Below are 14,290 nucleotides of genomic sequence, written 5' to 3'. Positions count from 1 at the left end.
TTGCGGTCTTGTAACCGACGTGTAAAAGAATGCGGATCTGTTCTTCCAGTTGATTTCACCTGACGTAATTTGAACGCACTGTTGAGGCGCAGTCGGCTGAGCATGATCGGACCGACTGATCGTGCTCACCCGTTCCGGGCCCCACCCGCATCCGGAGGAGCACGTCATGAACCCGTCCCACACCCCATTCCGAGACTCTCGCCCCCGGCGACCACTCGCCGTCGCCGGAGCCACCCTGGCCACCGTGGCCGTTCTCGCCGGCTGCGCCGGTGGCGCGTCGGTAGCGACCGATGCCACCGCCGCGCCGACGGCCGGCGGCGAGCTCGTCATCGGCACCTACCTCGACCCGACCTGCGTGGACAACCAGCAGATCGGGACGAACGCGTCACTGAGCGTCTCGCGCCAGCTCACCGACTCGCTCACCGAACAGAACCCGGACACGGGAGAGGTCGAGCCTTGGCTCGCCGAGTCCTGGGAGGTGAACGACGACAGCTCGGTGTTCACCTTCACGCTGCGGGACGGCGTCACGTTCAGCGACGGCTCGGCGTTCGACGCGCAGGTCGTCAAGGACAACATCGACGGCATCGTCGCGCTCGGCGCACAGGCACCGGTCGCCGGTCCGTACCTCGCCGGCCTCGAAGCAGCCACCGTCGTCGACGAGAAGACGGTCGAGATCGCCTTCGCCCAGCCGAACGCCCAGTTCCTCCAGGCGACGGCCAACATCGCGTTGGGCATGGTGTCCAGCGAGACCGCCGCGATGACCGCGGACGAGCGGTGCGCCGCAGGCGTCATCGGCAGCGGCCCCTTCGTCCTCGACAGCTACGTCGCGAACGACGCCACGGTCCTCGTCAAGCGCGACGGTTACGACTGGGCACCGCCTTCGGCCGCCCACGACGGCGAGGCCTACCTCGACAAGATCACCTTCCAGGTGCTTCCCGAGAACAGCGTCCGCACCGGCGCACTGCTCTCTGGCCAGATCGACGCGATGGACAACGTGCAGCAGCAGGACGAGGCATCCGTCTCCACGGGGGGCTTCAGCCTCGTGACGCGGGCCAACCCCGGTTTCGCCGTCTCGGTCATGTTCAACCAGGCCGAAGGGCCGGGCGCCGACCCTGCCGTGCGCAAGGCCATGATGATCGGCGTCGACCGTGACGATGTGCTCACCGTCCTCGGGCCCACCGGCGCGGCCACGCCCGGCGTCCTGACGAGCACGACCCCGGGATCGGCCGACTTCACCGATTACTTCGCCTACGACCCCGAGGGTGCGGTGGAGATCCTTGAGGACGCCGGCTGGATCGAGGGTGCCGACGGCATCCGCGAGAAGGACGGCGCGGCGCTCGAGCTGGACTTCCCGTACTTCTTCGACGGCCCCGTCGTCGAGCTTCTGCAGCAGGAGTACGCCGAGCTCGGCATCCGGCTGAACATCTCGCAGATCACCACCGCCGACTTCATCACGGCGCTGGGCGAGGGGGCGTTCGACGCCACCGTGGGCAACCTGACCCGCGCGGACATCGATGTACTCCGTTCGACGCTGACCAATGCCGGCGCCAACTGGTACGGACTCTCCGACGCCGACTTGCAGACGCTCCTCGAGGCACAGGCGGGCGAGTCGGACCCCACCGCACGTGCCGAGCTCGCCGGTGACATCCAGGAGAGCGTCCTCGAAAATGCGTACGTGGTGCCGCTGCACGCGCTCGCCGCCGCCTACGCCGTACGTGACGGGGTCAACGCCTTCCAGTTCGAGGCGTCGACCCGTCTGAACATGTACGACACCTGGATCACCCCCTGAGCGTCCGGGGTGCGACCGGCATCCGTCGGTCGCACCCCGCCCGCCCCTCCACGACCCGAAAGGAACCACCGGTGATCAGATACCTCGTGTCACGCGTCGGCCAAGCCGCCGTCGTGGTCTGGGCGGCCTTCACGCTCGCCTTCGTCATCCTGTACCTGATGCCCTCGGACCCCGCCGAGATCATCGCCAGCGGTGGTCTGCAGGGCGAGACCGGCAGCGAGGCGAGCCGGCAGCAGCTCGAGGAGCTGCGCGCCGAGATGGGGCTCGACCAGCCCGTCCTCGTCCAGTACGTGACGCGGATGCTCGCGATGGCCACCGGCAACTGGGGGGTGTCGTACCAGACCGGTCAGCCGGTCACCGCGATGCTCGCCGAGGCCCTCCCGCCGACGATCGCGATCGCCGTCCTCGGACTCGCCATCGCCGTGGTCGTCGGCATGGTCCTCGGGTTCGTCGCGACGTACACCCGCTTCGGCCCCCTGCGGCAGCTGCTCTTCTCCCTGCCGTCCGTGGGCGCCAGCATTCCGACGTTCTGGTCGGCGCTCCTGCTGATTCAGGTCTTCTCCTTCAGCCTCCGAATCTTCCCCGCGTTCGGCAACGACGGCTTCGTGTCGACGATCCTGCCCGCGGTCGCCCTCGCGATCCCGGTCTCCGCGATGATCGCGCAGGTGTTCGGCAAGAGCCTGCGCACGGTCATGGCCGAGGCGTACCTGGACACGGCACGCGCGAAGGGCGCGACCCGGCTGCGCGCGATGCTCCGGCACGCAGTGCGCAATGCGCTCCTGCCCGTCCTCACGATCGTCGGCATGATCTTCGGCGCCCTCCTCAGCGGGGCCGTCGTGATCGAGACGGTGTTCGGCCGTCAGGGGTTCGGGCGCACGACCGTGGACGCGGTCAACGCCCAGGACATCCCGGTCGTGATGGGGGTCGTCGTCTTCTCCGCGATCGTGTTCGTCGTCGCGACCCTGATCGTCGATCTCCTCTACCCGCTGCTGGATCCGCGTATCCGGCAGAACCTCCGACCCGTCCGCACGCAGCTCGCAAAGGCGGCCTGACATGACCAGCACCCTCACCGCCGCGCCGGCGGCGACATCCGCCCCCGTCAGCGTGCCCGCGCCCCGCGAGGGCACGGACCCGACCCTGTTCCGACGTGCCCTCGCGTGGGCCGGACGACAGCCGGGCCTCCTCATCGCGGTTCTCTTCCTGCTGACGGTGGTCGCGTGGGTGACGGCGCCGCAACTCTTCTCATCGGCGAATCCGCTCACGGGAGAGCTCACGCAGCGTCTTCTCCCTCCGTCGGCCGATCACCCGTTCGGCACCGACGCGCTCGGGCGCGACGTCTACTCGCGTGTCATCCATGGCGCGAAGTACTCGATCCAAGCCATCCTCATCGCGGTCGGCGTGGCCCTCGTCGTCGGCTCGCTGCTCGGCCTCGCCGCCGGGTTCTTCGGCCGATGGGTCGACGACGTGCTCATGCGCATCGTCGACGTCGTACTCGCGATCCCGTCGCTCCTGCTTTCGATGGCGCTCATCACGATCCTCGGGTACGGACTCGTCAACGTCGCGATCGCCGTCGGTCTCGCGAGCGTCGCGAACTTCGCCCGCCTGATGCGGGCCGATGTGCTCCGGGTTCGGACGTCGCTGTACGTCGAAGCCGCGCGGGCTGCCGGATGCCGGTGGTGGACCATCCTCTTCCGCCACGTGCTCCCCAACTCGGCAGGGTCTGTCGTCGCCGTCGCCGCGCTCGAATTCGGCACAGCCGTCCTGGCCGTTTCGGCGCTGAGCTTCCTCGGCTACGGCGCGCCTGCTCCGACACCCGAGTGGGGGCGTCTCGTCTCGGAGGGTCGCGACTTCATCGCCACCGCCTGGTGGCTTGTGACCTTCCCCGGCCTCGTCATCACCCTGCTGGTACTCGCGGCCAACCGCGTCGCCCGCGCCCTCGAGAAAGAAGGACGCAAGTGAGCTCCTCCCCCCTCCTCCGCGTTCGCGATCTGCGGATCGCGTACACCTCGCGCGGCATCACCCGCGAGGCGGTGCACGGCGTCTCGTTCGACATCGCACAGGGCGATGTCGTCGCGATCGTCGGCGAGTCCGGCTCGGGCAAGACGACCGTCGCGCAGTCCCTCATCGGCATGCTCGCCCACAACGGTGCGATCACCGGCGGGTCGATCACCTTCGACGGGATGGATGTCACGCGGTTCGGCGACCGCGCCTGGCGCGGACTGCGGGGCGACGCGATCGGGCTCGTTCCGCAGGACCCGACGGTCTCCCTGAACCCGGTCATGCGGATCGGCCCCCAGGTGGCCGAGCCGCTGCGCATCCATCAGGGGCTGTCGAAGTCGGATGCCGCACGCGAAGCCGTGCGCATCCTGCGCGACGCGGGACTGACCGATCCCGAGCAGCGCGCCGAGCAGTACCCTCACCAGCTGTCCGGCGGCATGCGGCAGCGCGTGCTGATCGGGATGGCGCTCGCGTGCACGCCCCGGTTCGTGATCGCCGATGAGCCGACCAGCGCGCTCGACGTCACGGTGCAGCGGCAGATCCTCAACCACATCGACGACATGATCGCCGTCCACAGCACCGCGATGCTTCTCATCACGCACGACCTCGCGGTCGCCGCCGAGCGCGCTCGGCGCGTGATCGTCATGTGCCAGGGCGAGATCGTCGAGCACGGGCCCTCGGACGAGATCATGGCCAACCCCCAGCATCCGTACACGAACAAGCTGCTGGCGGCCGCCCCGAGTCTGTCGACGCCGTCGGTACGGCTCGCCCCTCCTCGGCGCGACGATGCCGACGCCGATGACCGCGTGGTGCGTCTCGAGAACGTCACCAAGCAGTTCGCGCTCCCCGGCGGAGGAACCCTCACCGCCGTCGACGACGTCAGCCTCGACATCCGTCGCGGCGAAACACTGGGCCTCGTCGGCGAGTCCGGCTCGGGCAAGTCCACGCTCGCGCGGATCGTGCTGCAGCTCGAGAAGCAGACCTCGGGCGAGGTCCGGATCGACGGACAGGCGATGTCCGGACTCAAGGCCGGCGAGCTCCGGGCCCTCCGCCGCCGTATGCAGGTCGTCTACCAGAACCCGTACGCCTCGCTCGATCCGCGTTACACGGTCGCGTCGATCATCGAGGAGCCGCTGCGCGCGTTCCGCGTCGGCGGCCGCCGCGAGCAGCGGGCACGAGCCCTCGAACTGCTCGACCGCGTGGCCCTGCCGGCGCACACCGCCGGCAGGCGGGCGGAGGAGCTCTCCGGGGGCATGCGCCAGCGCGTCGCGATCGCGCGTGCGCTGGCACTGTCGCCCGAGCTGCTCGTCTGCGACGAGCCGACGAGCGCGCTCGATGTGTCCGTCCAGGCGCAAGTGCTCGAGCTGCTGACAGAACTGCAGCACGACCTGGGCGTCACGATCCTGTTCATCTCCCACGACCTCGCGGTCGTGCGCCAGCTGTCGCATCGTGTCGCCGTCATGCAATTCGGCGTCCTGCGCGAGGTGGGCGACGTCGAGCAGGTCTTCACGGCACCCGCCGACGCCTACACGCGAGAGCTTCTCGCTGCCATTCCGGGAAAGGAGCTGGTCGCATGACCGACACCACGAAGGTCTTCACAGCGGACGCGGTCTGGAGGGGGACGACGGGATCCGCGATCTCCGACGGCGCGGTCGTCGTCCGCGGCGACACCGTCGCGTGGGTGGGCGCGCAGGCGGACCTCCCTGCCGAGTTCGCCGAAGCACCCGCGCGGCACTTCCCCGGCGCCACGATCATGCCGGGCCTCATCGAGTCGCACGCGCATCTCTCCTACGACGGTCGGCCCGGCACGAAGCAGCGCTCCTTCGCGCGCTCGGCTCCGAACCTCGTCGCCGTCATGATCGCCTCCGCGCGGGAGCTCCTGAGCGTCGGTGTGACCACGGTGCGCGACCTCGGCGCCCGCGACAACCTGAGCGTCGAGGTGCGCGACGCGGTCGACGAGGGCCTCGTACGAGGCCCCCGCATCCTCGTCGCCGGCGCGCAGATCACGACCACCGGCGGCCACACGTGGCAGAACCACGCCCGTGCGGATTCCCCGGACGCGCTGCGCAAACTCGTCCGCACGCAGCACAAGGCGGGCGTCGACCTCATCAAGGTGAACGCGACCGGCGGCTTCATGACGGCCGGCAGCGCCCCTTGGTTCGCTCAGTTCTCCGTCGAGGAGCTGTCGACTGTCGTGGAGGAGGCGCACCGCCTGGGCAAGCGGGTCGCCGCGCACGCCCATGGCGTCCAGGGCATCGAGCGGGCCGTCGCCGCGGGCGTCGACACGCTCGAGCACTGCACTTTCGTGGCCGATGGCGCGGTCGTGGCGCCGGACATCGGGCTCATCGACGAGATCGTGGCGCGCGGGATCCATGTCTGCGCCACCGCGACCTGGAACCTGCCGTCGATGATGCGCGACAACCCCGCTTCCCAGCCGCCGGTGCGCCTCCTGCACGAGCGGGGCGTGCTGCTCATCGCAGGCAATGACGCAGGCATCGACGGCGTGCCGCACCGCAACTACGCCGGTGGCCTCGAGACCTCCGTCATCCTCGGCGTGCCGATCGAGGAGGTCCTCGTCGGTGCGACGTCCCGCGCCGCCGCTGCACTCGGGTTGACCGGGGTCACCGGTGAGCTGACGACCGGAGCGTCGGCCGATCTGCTCGTGGTGCAGGGCGACCCCCTGGCCGACATCTCCGCCGTGCGCGACCTCCGCCTCGTCCTCGCCAGGGGTGCGGAGTTCGCACCGGACCCCGTCGACGTCGCGCTCCCCGATCCGTCCTACGCCGACGCGTTGTCCGCCCGAACCGCAGAGAAGGTGCTCTCGTGAGCAGGATCTATTCCGCCGATCGGGTGCGCACCCACGCCGCGGCCGGGACCATCGCCGACGCGAGCGTCGTCACCGACGACGAGGGCCTGATCGCCTGGGTCGGCCCGACCGACGAGCTCCCGGCCGTGCACGCCCATCTGCCCCGTACCCGCGTGGAGGGGACGATCATGCCCGGTCTCATCGACACGCACGTGCACCTGGGCTTCGACGGCGGGCCGAACCCCGTCGAGCGGATGATGTCCGAGAGCGACGCGGAACAGCTCGTCCTCATGCTCCGCAGCGCCCGCCAGCTCCTCAGCGCCGGGGTCACCACCGCTCGCGACCTCGGCGCGCGCAACTATCTCGACGTCGTCGTGCGCGACGCGATCGTGCGGGGGGATGCGCGGGGCCCCCGTCTCATCGCGTCCGGTGCGCCGCTCACCCCGACCGGCGGGCACTGCTGGTTCATGGGCGGTGAGGCGGACGGCGGGTACGAGCTGCGGACCGCGGTACGACGCCACCACGAACAGGGTGTCGACTCGATCAAGATCATGTCGACGGGCGGGTTCATGACGAAGGGCAGCGCGCCGTGGTTCGCGCAGTACTCTCAGGACGAGCTCGCCCTCGCGATCACGGATGCGCACCGCCTCGGGAAGAAGGCGGTCGCGCATGCCCACGGGATCGAGGGCATCCGCCATGCTGTGCGTGCCGGCATCGACGCTCTCGAGCACTGCACGTTCGTCGCGTCCGACGGCTCACTCGGCTTCGATGCCGAGCTCGCCGACGAGATCGCCGCCCGTGGCGTGTTCGTCTCGTTCACGATGAACGTGCTCGCGTGGCAGATGCTCCGTGCGGGGACCGGCGGTTTCGTCGAACACTTCGCCATGGTGGTGCGCGAACTCCGCTCGCGCGGCGTGCGCATCGTCACGGGGACCGACGCCGGGATCGACCGCGCCCCGCATCACGCCTACGCGGCGACCCTCGAGGTGCACGCCGCGCTCGGACTGCCGGCGGAGGACGTGCTCATGGCCGCGACGGTCGTCGCGGCCGAGTCGATGGGGCTCGCAGATCAGATCGGAGCGCTCCGCCCAGGCCTCGCGGCCGACCTGATCGGCGTGGCCGGCGATCCGCTCGCCGATCTGACCTGCCTACGGCGCCCGACCCTCGTCGTCGCCGGGGGCGAGGAGTTCGCCCCCGATCCCTACCCCGACCTCGAAGCGCTCGCGGTACCGGCTCCGGCTGGACCCGGGGCTGTGCTCCACGAGCACTGACGGATCCCCCTCCGGACGACGCCGGTGCCCCGACGGGCTCCGGAGTCGCCGACCCACGAAATGGAGAGCACGATGACCGAGCACAACCACCCCGCACCCCTCGGCGACCTGGCCGGCGAGATGGGACGCGCCTTCGTCGCGTTCGACGATGCCGTCTTCAACGGGGCGGGTGAGATCCCCCGGAAGTACCGCGAGCTGATCGCGCTCGCCGTCGCCCTGACGACACAGTGCGACGCCTGCCTGAAGGGCCACGCGCGCGCCGCCGTCGAGCACGGCGCGACAGATGAGGAACTGGCCGAGACGACCTACATCACCGCCGCCTTGCGCGCCGGTGGCGGGATCGTCCACGGCATCAAAGCCCTGGGCGCCGTTCAGCGCACCTCAGTCGCGTAGGTATCGCGTCCCACGACGGCGGCGACGGACGCGGTCTCAGGCCGTGCCGTCGACCGCCGTGACGGTGAGGTCGGAGAAGAACGCTTCGGTGCCGATGTCGACGAGCAGCCCGACCGTCCCCCGCTGCGGCGGTTCGAGCGGGCGGGTGATCGAGAGGATCGGGGCGCCGTCGACGCTCGCCAGGATCTGATCGTCGTCGATGTCGACGCGGAGGCGCATCCAGGTGTCCGGTTCGATGTCGGCGCCCGCCTCGTAGCCGCCGGGGAAGTCGTCTCGGAGCCGGTCGAACGGCCAGTCCGGGTAGGTGAAGTACTGGACCGCGCGATCGCGTGCACGAGCACCACCGTCGGTTTGGCCGCCGCGGACGAAGGCGCCTTCGCCGCCTGGGACATCGACGCCGGTGAGGCGACGGCGGGCGGCGCGGCTCCCGCGAGTGCGACGAGGGACAGCGCAGCGGCGATTGCCAGCGCCGCCATGCCCCGCAGTTGACGTGTGATCATGATCGTTCCTTTCGTTGTGTCTTCCGTGGTCTTGCCGATTCAGATGTCGACGGGTTCGCCGTCGGGAAGCCAACGAATGAGGGCGCGGGTCGACGCGGGCGCACCGTCGACGGCGTGGCGCATCCCTTCCTCGCCGTCGCGGAAATGTGACCATCCGTCGTAATGCGCTGCGAGTGCGACGCGTGGCGCGAGCTCCGTGATCAGCCGCACCGCGTCGACCCCGGTCATCGTGTACTTCAGCGGGCCGGTGAGGGGGAATCCGACGCCGCCCGCGTTCACGATCGCCACGTCGACATCGAGGTTCCGTGCGGTGCGCAGGACCGCACGGCAGAGGACGGTGTCCCCCGTCACCCAGAGTGCGACGTCAGCAGCCCCCTCGCCGCGGATGGCGAAGCCGATGACATCGCCGACGATCGCGCGGCTGAGGGGCGGTCCGTGACGACAGGGGGTGGCGGTGATGTTCAGCCGCGGTTTGCCGTCCATCGTCAGGGCGATCGTCTGCCCGGTCGTGAGCCCTTGCGTGTTGGCCGCGTTGAGCCGTCGTGCCCCGCTTGCGGTGGTGAGGACATGCGTCGCGCGAGGAAGGAGCGCTCGTCCAGCTCGGTCGAGGTTGTCGGCGTGATGGTCGTGGCTGACCAGGATGAGGTCGACGCGGCCGAGTTCGTGGGGCTGCAGCGCCGGCCCACGAGTCTTCACGCTGGACGTGCCCAGTGCGAAGGGGTATCTCCGGCCGGGCGGGTCGAAGGTCGGGTCGATGAGTATGCGCCAGTGGTCGAACTCGACCAGGATCGTCGGCCCCCGATACGTGTCACACGCATGCCGTCGCGTCCGATCCGTGGTCCGTGGAGCGGTCAGGCGGTCAGACTGCGCGTCGGTTCGGCGTGTGCGAGCGCCCACTCCAGTGCGTAGTCGGCGACCTCTTCCCACCCGGGTTCGGCGCAGATCCAATGCGAGCGCCCGGGAAACTCGTGATACTCGGTGAGCGACGGCGACTTCGCCCAGTGCTTGGCGTTCGACTTGTTCACCGACGGTGGCATGATGTGGTCCTCGCTGCCGCCGATGAACAGCAGCGGTGCCCGTTCCTGCGAGTAGTCGACCCACGTCTCCTGCGGGCCGGGCTTGAAGTTCGCGATGAGCCCGTACGCCCACACCCAGTTGCCGGGCGCCGCGATCGCATACCGCCGCCACACCGCGTCGGATTCCGCCTTGGACAGCGTGTTGGCGAACGCGTAGTGGAACTCGTCTGCGGTGAAGGCGACCGCGCGGTGGATGTTGGCCGGATTCTTCAGCGCCGGGAACAGGGACCGCACCTGCGAGAGGGGGTTCACCCGCACGCCCTCCGTGGGCGCGGAGTCGATGACGACCGCCGCGGCTCCGAGGCCGCGAGCGACCAGCAGCTGCGTCAGCGTCCCGCCGAAGGAGTGACCCATGATGATCGGGGGTTTCGGCAGCGACTGGATCTGCGCGGCGATGTGCGCGACCGTCTCGGGCACCGTGACGTTCGCGATGACGTCGGGGTTCTCTCGGAGGGCTTCGACTTCGATCTCGAATCCGGGATAGGCGGGTGTGAGGACGGTGAAGCCCTTCGCCTCGAAGTGTTCCTTCCAGCCCTCCCAACTGCGTGGGGTCATCCACAGCCCGTGGACGAGGACGATCGTGTCGGGGGCGTCTGTCTCTTCAGTCATGGCGCTGTTCCTTTCGGGTGGAGGCGGGTTCGTCGTGCTCAGGAGTCGATGAAGGCGAGCAGGTCTGCGTGAAGCCGTTCCCGGTCGGTGTCCGGGAGTCCGTGGGCGCCGCCCTCGTAGACGAGGAGCCGGGCGCCGGAGGTGGCCGCAGCGGCTCGTCTTCCGCCGACCTCGAACGGCACGATCTGGTCGTCATCCCCGTGGATGACGAGGGTGGGGACGTCGAACTTGGCGAGGTCGGGCCGGAAGTCCGTGGCCGAGAAGGCGGCGATGCACTCGTACGCTGCCCGGTGGCCGCACGCCATGCTTTGCAGCCAGAAGGCGTCACGCACACCCTGCGAGATGTCGGCGTTGCGGTTGTGCCCGAAGAACGGCCCGTCCGCGAGATCCCGGTACAGCTGAGAACGGTCGGATGCCTCCCCCGCGCGGATCCCGTCGAAGACCGAGATCGGGACACTGTGCGGGTTGTCTTCCTGCTCGAGCATCAGCGGCAGCACGGCGGAGACCAGCACCAGCTTGGATACCCGATCGGTGCCGTGCCGGCCGATGTAGCGGACGATCTCGCCGCCGCCGGTCGAGTGCCCGACCAACGTGATCTCGGCGAGGTCCAGGTGGGCGATCAGACAGGCGAGATCGTCGGCGTACGTGTCCATCTCGTTGCCGTCCCAGGTCTGGGAGGACCGACCGTGGCCGCGGCGGTCGTGGGCGATCGCGCGGTGCCCATGCTCGGCGAGGAAGAGCGCCGCTGCTTCCCACGCGTCCGCGTTCAGGGGCCACCCGTGGCTGAGGAGGACGGGTGATCCCCCACGACCCCAATCCTTGTAGAAGATCTGCGCACCGTCGTCGGTCACTACGTAGGACATGGGATGTCCCTCCTCAGCGTGGGGTGGTGGGGTGCCCATGCTCCCGCGCCGTCGGCGCGGCGCGAATCACGTGGTTCGCGTAGTCGTGACCGTCAGTCCCGCGGGAATCTCTCGGAGAGCTGGCGCCGGGAGGCGACGCCCAGCTTCCGGAAGACCTTGCGCAGGTGGTAGTCCACGGTGTTCGCGCTGATGAACAGCGCTGCACCGATCTCGGGGTTCGTGTGCCCGGTCGAGGCCAGGCGTGCGACGGCGGACTCTTGCGGGGTGAGGTCGTGCAGCGATGTCGGTGCATCCGCACCCGTTTTCAGCCCCGTCGCCTCGAGCTCGCGCCGGGCGCGGGCGGCGAACGCCGGCGCTTCGCACCGCTCGAAGATGAGCAGGGCTCGCTGCAGGTGTTCTCGAGCGTCGTGGCGACGCTTGGCCCGCCGCAGCCACTCGCCGTAGAGGAGGTGCGCACGTCCGGCATCGGCGACCACCGTCGATTCGGTGAGGTGAGCGATGGCTTCCACGTACAGGTCCTCCGCGTGCCCGTCGTCCGCCAGCAGGGCCGCACAGCGAGCGGAGAGCCCCCTGATCCAGGGGGTACCTGCGTGGGCCGCGAACCCGGCCAGCGTGTCGGCTGATCCGCGGACCCGATCCGCGTTCCCGCTGCGCACGCCCGCCTCGACGAACTCGGGCAGCTGCTGATAGGTCACCTGCAGGAACGGGCGCTCGATCATCGGGCGCAGCCGCTCGAAAGCATCGCGGTAGTGCCCGTCAGCGAGCTCACGGATGCTGAGCCCGGTCATCGCAATGGTCCACGCTCCCGCGAACCCCACCGCGCGGGCGGCATCCGCGACGAGCTCGACGTGGGCATTGGCGGCACCTGCCCAGGCGAGAGATGCCGCGTTGACGACTTGCTCGGCGTCGTAGCCGATCGCCCGCCGCAGCTCCCGGATCTGCTCGATGTATCGTGCGGACGCCGCCGGGTCACCCCGCACGAGTTCGATCAGCCCGAGCAGCCAGAGCGACGTGTCGGCGTCGCGGAGTCTCCCGCGGGCCCGGGACACGCCGAGGGACCTCTCGAGGAGGGTCACGGAGGCGCGTTCGTCCCACAACGCCATCGTCAGGGCAACCGCGACTGATCCGCTTTCCAGGACATCCGCATCGTCCATCTCGGCCAGGGTGACCAATGCCTCCCGCATGTGGGGGACGGCATCCTGATACGGGAGGAGGATGTGCGCGCTGAGCCCCCGCAGGATGATCGACATGGGGCCATCGGCGACATCGACGCCGGCGGCGAGGCGCTCCCCGAGCTGGGGCAGCGTCACGTCCTGTGTCGCCCATTCGGCCGTCAGCATCACCTCGAAGGCCCGGATCAGCGCACGCTGCTCGAGCTGGGGAGCAGCGCCGCTGAACAGCTCAGCGGCGCGAAGCATGTCGGCGGCGCCGCTGAGGATCCGCTCCCGATCTGCGATGAACAACCCCACCAGCGTCTCCAGCTGAACAACCCGGCCGGCACTGACAGGATCCAGGGTGCGCGTGTCGATCCGACCGATCAGCGTGAGGGCGAGCCTCGCGGCTCCGGCCTGTGCTGCCGACTCGGCCGCAGCGAGCAGCCTCGCCCCGCGCAGGGGGCCTTCCGGGGTGAGCTCCGCGGCGCGCGTGAGCAGCCGTGCCCGCGAAGCACTCCCGCCACGCTCGCCGGCAACGTCCGCGGCCCGCTCGAGTCGCGTTGCGACCGCCTCGTCGGAGCCGGTGGTGGCAGCGGCCGCATGCCAGACCGCCAGATCTCCGCGTCCGACCGCATCCGCCTCCACTCGCAGCAGATCGTGCACGCGCTGCCGATCGTCCGCCGGCATCGCGTTGTAGACGACGGATCGAACGAGCGGATGCCGGAAAGCGACCTGGTCCCGCACGGAAGCCAGTCCGGCCTGTTCCACTGCGACTGAGGCGTTTGACGGGATCCCCAGCTGTGCCGCCGCGCCGCTGATGAGGGCGATGTCGCCGGTGGACTCGGCGGCGGCGACGAGCAACCACAGCCGTGAGTCGGGCGGAAGGTCCGTGATGCGCTGCAGATAGTGCGACTCGAGGCGGGACCCGACGGGCACGGGCTCCGGCGTCACCCAGGAGCTCGTGAGCTGGGGGAGGGTGAACTCGTGGGCGAGTTCGACAAGCGCGAGCGGATTGCCGCCCACCTCCTCTGCGATCCGTGTCGCCAGAAGCGGGTCGATGAGCGCAGGCGCCGACCGGTTCAGCAGCCGAGCGGACATCAGTGTGTCGAGTCCTCCGAGCTCGAGGACGGGCACACCGGCAGCAGCGACATCCATCCGCTCGTCAGGGCGGCCCGACAGTATCAGGAGCACGCGCTCCGCCTGGAGACGCCGAGCGACGAACGCCAGGACTTCCAGCGACTCCGTATCGACGAGGTGCGCGTCGTCGACGAGGCACGTGATCGGCTCTTCTTCCCCCGCCGCTGCGAGCAGCGACAGCATGCCCAACCCCACGAGGTAACGATCCGGGGGTGCACCCTCGGCCACCCCCGCCGCGATTCGCAACGCCGCTGAGTGTGTCGGCAGCAGAGAATCGAGGTGGGCGACGAGCGGCCGGCCGATGCGCTGAAGCGTTGCGTAGGGCATCTCGGACTCGGCCTCGTAGCCGTCGGCTCGGAGCAGCCGGGCACCGTGTGCGGCACGAGAGAACGCGGACAGGAGCGCGGTCTTTCCTATGCCAGGCTCTCCTCGAATCAGCAGGGACGCGCCGTGACCGTTGCGCGCTCCGACCGCAAGGGCGCTCAAGCGCTCGAGTTCGGATGACCGGCCGATCAGACCGGAATTCGCGGTGTCTATGGCCGGAGTGTAGTCGAGGGCCTCGCGCGCCGTCACCCTGGGCGCACCGCTACAGCAGGTCGACTACCCGCGCGCACTCCTCGCCGGTGAGCATCGTCAGCGGGCCGACATCCCGGTCGCGGGAGGCCCACATCGTGGTCAGCGCGCTCTCCGATCT

The 14,290-nt window shown here is 69.5% G+C and carries 12 protein-coding genes; 7 read left to right on the top strand and 5 right to left on the bottom strand.

The features are described from left to right. The first annotated feature begins 244 nt into the window (after positions 1-244). The 7 genes from MSA03_RS02480 to MSA03_RS02450 all read left to right on the top strand — a co-directional run bounded on the left by MSA03_RS02480 (position 245) and on the right by MSA03_RS02450 (position 8,257). Positions 245-1,789 carry an ABC transporter substrate-binding protein gene (locus MSA03_RS02480; RefSeq protein WP_170245439.1) on the top strand — a complete coding sequence of 515 codons (1,545 nt, stop codon included), beginning with the start codon at positions 245-247 and terminating at the stop codon, positions 1,787-1,789. Between the two features lie 71 nt (positions 1,790-1,860). Then, positions 1,861-2,841, top strand: a complete 981-nt coding sequence (locus MSA03_RS02475) for an ABC transporter permease (RefSeq protein ID WP_147049527.1) — start codon at positions 1,861-1,863, stop codon at positions 2,839-2,841. Position 2,842: 1 nt separating this feature from the next. Beyond that, a complete protein-coding gene (locus MSA03_RS02470) occupies positions 2,843-3,748 on the top strand; it encodes an ABC transporter permease (protein WP_147049526.1) in 906 nt (301 codons plus the stop codon). Further along, positions 3,745-5,364, top strand: coding sequence for a dipeptide ABC transporter ATP-binding protein (locus MSA03_RS02465; RefSeq protein ID WP_147049525.1), 1,620 nt, complete (start codon positions 3,745-3,747; stop codon positions 5,362-5,364). Before MSA03_RS02470 ends, MSA03_RS02465 begins: the two co-directional genes overlap by 4 nt. Then, positions 5,361-6,614, top strand: a complete 1,254-nt coding sequence (locus MSA03_RS02460; protein WP_147049524.1) for a metal-dependent hydrolase family protein — start codon at positions 5,361-5,363, stop codon at positions 6,612-6,614. The genes MSA03_RS02465 and MSA03_RS02460 overlap by 4 nt, the downstream gene beginning before the upstream one ends. After that, on the top strand, positions 6,611-7,864 hold the full coding sequence (locus tag MSA03_RS02455) for a metal-dependent hydrolase family protein (protein WP_147049523.1): 1,254 nt from the start codon (positions 6,611-6,613) through the stop codon (positions 7,862-7,864). Before MSA03_RS02460 ends, MSA03_RS02455 begins: the two co-directional genes overlap by 4 nt. Before the next feature lie 72 nt (positions 7,865-7,936). Beyond that, on the top strand, positions 7,937-8,257 hold the full coding sequence (locus MSA03_RS02450; RefSeq protein ID WP_244946288.1) for a carboxymuconolactone decarboxylase family protein: 321 nt from the start codon (positions 7,937-7,939) through the stop codon (positions 8,255-8,257). Between the two features lie 36 nt (positions 8,258-8,293). Here MSA03_RS02450 and MSA03_RS02445 read toward each other — a convergent pair whose 3' ends face one another. The 5 genes from MSA03_RS02445 to MSA03_RS02425 all read right to left on the bottom strand — a co-directional run bounded on the left by MSA03_RS02445 (position 8,294) and on the right by MSA03_RS02425 (position 14,169). Further along, positions 8,294-8,476, bottom strand: a complete 183-nt coding sequence (locus MSA03_RS02445; protein WP_147049522.1) for a hypothetical protein — start codon at positions 8,474-8,476, stop codon at positions 8,294-8,296. A gap of 320 nt (positions 8,477-8,796) precedes the next feature. Further along, entirely contained in the window at positions 8,797-9,543 is a 747-nt protein-coding gene (locus tag MSA03_RS02440) for an MBL fold metallo-hydrolase (protein ID WP_371863060.1), read from the bottom strand. A 65-nt stretch (positions 9,544-9,608) separates the two neighbouring features. Continuing rightward, the gene (locus MSA03_RS02435) at positions 9,609-10,442 is read right to left on the bottom strand and encodes an alpha/beta hydrolase (protein WP_147049521.1); all 834 of its coding nucleotides are present in this window, start codon (positions 10,440-10,442) and stop codon (positions 9,609-9,611) included. A 38-nt stretch (positions 10,443-10,480) separates the two neighbouring features. After that, the gene (locus tag MSA03_RS02430) at positions 10,481-11,305 is read right to left on the bottom strand and encodes an alpha/beta fold hydrolase (protein WP_147049520.1); all 825 of its coding nucleotides are present in this window, start codon (positions 11,303-11,305) and stop codon (positions 10,481-10,483) included. Positions 11,306-11,397: 92 nt separating this feature from the next. Next, positions 11,398-14,169 (bottom strand): AAA family ATPase, encoded by a 2,772-nt coding sequence (locus tag MSA03_RS02425; RefSeq protein ID WP_218028794.1) that lies wholly within the window; start codon positions 14,167-14,169, stop codon positions 11,398-11,400. Positions 14,170-14,290: the final 121 nt, after the last annotated feature.

It is taken from the genome of Microbacterium saccharophilum (assembly GCF_007992455.1).
Taxonomy (GTDB): domain Bacteria; phylum Actinomycetota; class Actinomycetes; order Actinomycetales; family Microbacteriaceae; genus Microbacterium; species Microbacterium saccharophilum.
This window is presented reverse-complemented; position numbering and strand designations above follow the sequence as displayed.